Genomic DNA, 1131 nt, shown 5'->3' with positions numbered 1-1131 from the left:
AGAAGTAATCGAAGATCTGATCACCGAGCTTTGCGATCTGACCGACCCTGAAACCGGTAGCCAGGTGTTCAGAGGGGTCTACCGTAAAGAAGATCTGTATGAGGGGAAGTATCTGGAAGATCTTCCGGATATCATCCTCCTTCCGAACCCGGACTACAACGTCAACACCAACCCGAACAACCATATTTTCGGATTATTCCCGGGATCGGAGAACGAAGGGATGCACGATGCCGCTAGGGAGGGAGTATTGATGATGGCAGGACCGAATATCAAACAAGATCCCGAACGGAAAACGGCATCCCTCCTTGACCTCCCGCCGACCCTACTCCACATATGTGACTCACATATCCCGTCGAATTACGACGGAAAGGTACTCATGGACACACTCACGGGGGCACCGGCACAACGTGAAGTCGCTTCACGTGAACCGCTTCATACAGGACCTAAAACGACAACTACGACAGAAAACAAAGAAGACGTTGAAGAGCGTCTCTCAGACTTGGGATACCTCTGATGCAGGAGGCCATAACGGTTTCAATTCTGATCCCAGCGTATAACGAGGAGGCATACATAGAGGGTTGTATTAAAAGCATCCTGAGTCAAGACACGTCTTTTCGGTACGAAATAGTGGTATGTGACGACTGTTCGACGGATGCCACACCACAGATCCTCGAACAATTAGATCAGATGATACCAGAATTGCGAACGGTTAAGAACGACACGAACCGGGGGATAATAGGAACTTGTAACCGGCTAGTTGAAGCCGCTAGAGGGGAATACTTTGTGCGAATCGACGCTGATTCGAGACTTATTCCAAACAGTCTTCAGCGGATTCAATCAAAACTCATAGGCGGCTACTCGTTGGTGTTCGGGAAGATTGAGGTGAAAAACACGAGCTATCTTCATCCCGCCGCCGCACAGGTCGGGAAGCTCAAGGGACGAAGTACATGGTACGGTGGTGCCTGTTTCGCGTGCGACACGCAGGCATTCGTCGACTCGGGTGCGTTCGACAAGGAGATGATTGGTGCCGAAGTTCAGGAACTGAAACAGCGAGCACAGCGACTGGACTGGTCGGTCGCGTATCTCGACGAGGCCGGCGTCGAATCAAACTTCCCGACAGCGCTCAGACCT

The 1131-nt window shown here is 51.3% G+C and carries 1 protein-coding gene and 1 pseudogene; both read left to right on the top strand.

The window, feature by feature from the left end; all coding sequences use genetic code 11:
- Positions 1-514: pseudogene (locus tag EXE45_RS19810) on the top strand (hypothetical protein); the annotation flags it as partial.
- Positions 514-1131, top strand: a 618-nt coding sequence (locus EXE45_RS16785; RefSeq protein WP_137695003.1) for a glycosyltransferase family 2 protein, incomplete at its 3' end; no start/stop codon positions are given. The pseudogene EXE45_RS19810 and the gene EXE45_RS16785, both read left to right, overlap by 1 nt.

Source organism: Halorubrum sp. SP9 (genome assembly GCF_005435015.1).
Taxonomy (GTDB): Archaea; Halobacteriota; Halobacteria; order Halobacteriales; family Haloferacaceae; genus Halorubrum; species Halorubrum sodomense.
The sequence above is the reverse complement of the archived record's forward strand: the minus strand, read 5'-3'. Positions and strand labels throughout refer to the sequence as shown.